This window comes from Nesterenkonia cremea, from assembly GCF_014642675.1.
Classification (GTDB): domain Bacteria; phylum Actinomycetota; class Actinomycetes; order Actinomycetales; family Micrococcaceae; genus Nesterenkonia; species Nesterenkonia cremea.
The window spans coordinates 1-1,439 of sequence record NZ_BMIS01000033.1 but is presented as its reverse complement, the minus strand read 5'-3'; the positions used below and the strand labels follow the sequence as shown (position 1 = coordinate 1,439).

Annotated in this window: 1 protein-coding gene; it reads right to left on the bottom strand. The window is 66.5% G+C overall.

Annotated elements, in window-relative coordinates:
• Positions 1-48 precede the first annotated feature (48 nt).
• The gene (locus tag IEW85_RS14205) at positions 49-1,317 is read right to left on the bottom strand and encodes an IS256 family transposase (RefSeq protein WP_188687084.1); all 1,269 of its coding nucleotides are present in this window, start codon (positions 1,315-1,317) and stop codon (positions 49-51) included.
• Positions 1,318-1,439 lie beyond the last annotated feature (122 nt).

The window sequence follows — 1,439 nt, the reverse complement described above, 5'->3', positions numbered from 1 at the left end:
GGTGGAGTGTTGTATGAGTCGTGATCCTTCGGTCCTGTGAGCCTGGGGTCAGGCGGCCAGCGGATCGATAGTGCGGGATTCCACCTCCTCGAGGGATTCACCGGCGTCAGCATCGGGTCCGGTGTCGCCGATGGTTCGGGCCTGCTCGAGGGCGTCGAGGTTCATATACCGCCGGCCTTCGACCCATTCATCGTGCTGTTCGGCCAGCACTGCCCCGACCAGTCGGATGATCGCTTCCCGGTCGGGGAAGATCCCGACCACGTCGGTGCGGCGGCGGATCTCCTTGTTCAACCTCTCGTTGGGGTTGTTCGACCAGATCTTGGCCCACAGCTGCTTGGGGAAGGCGGTGAAGGCCAGGATCTCCTCACGAGCCTGTGCGAGGTGGTCGGCGACTTTCGGCAGCTTGGCTTCCAGGGCCTCGACGACGCGGTCGCACTGGGCGTGGACTCCTGCGGGGTCGGGCTGGTCATAGATGCTGTGCAGCAGCGTCTTCACCCACGGCCACGAGGCCTTCGGCGTCTGGCTCATCAGATTCGCCGCATAGTGGGTCCGGCACCGCTGCCACGAGGCCCCCGGCAGAGTCGCAGCGATCGCGGCCTTCAACCCCGGATGCGCATCGCTGGTGACCAGCCGCACCCCACTCACCCCCCGGGCGACGAGATCCCGGAAGAATCCCAGCCAGCCGGGGCCGTCCTCGCTGGAGGTGACCTGCAGTCCCAGGATCTCGCGGTGGCCGTCGGCGTTGATCCCGGTGGCCACCAGTGCGTGGACCGGCACCACCCGGCCGGCTTCGCGGACTTTGAGCACCAGCGCGTCGGCGGCGACGAACGTATACGGGCCGGCATCCAGCGGGCGGGTGCGGAAGGCTTCGACCTGCTCGTCGAGCTCAGTCGCCATGGTCGAGACCTGGGATTTGGAGAGGTTCTCGATACCCAGGGTGCCGACGAGCTTATCCATCCGACGCGTCGAGACCCCCAGCAGGTAGCAGGTCGCCACCACCGAGGTCAGGGCGCGTTCGGCGCGCTTGCGGCGTTCGAGTAGCCAGTCGGGGAAGTAGGAGCCTTCGCGGAGCTTGGGCACGGCCACATCCAGGGTGCCGGCCCGGGTGTCGAAGGCCCGGTGGCGGTAGCCGTTGCGCCGATTGGTCCGGGTCTGTGAGGTGGTGCCGTAGTCGGCTCCGCAGACGGTGTCGGCCTCGGCAGAGAGCAGAGTGTTGATGAAGGTGCTCAGCAGTTCGCGCAGCAGATCCGGGCTCGCCTGGGCGATCTGTTCCTCGAGCAGGCGGGTGGGGTCGATACTGGAGGGCGTGGCGGTCATCGTGATGCCTTTCTTCGAGAGTGCTGTGAGAGGTTCACTCGAAGGATCACACGGTGGCCGTCACGTCTTCGTCAGCGACGCGCTCACCGGGTGCCGTACACCACTCTGACGGACGCTACTCC

Excerpts from the sequence above, each read along its gene's own strand:
- IEW85_RS14205 (WP_188687084.1), bottom strand. The coding sequence starts at position 1,317 with ATGACCGCCACGCCCTCCAGTATCGACCCCACCCGCCTGCTCGAGGAA.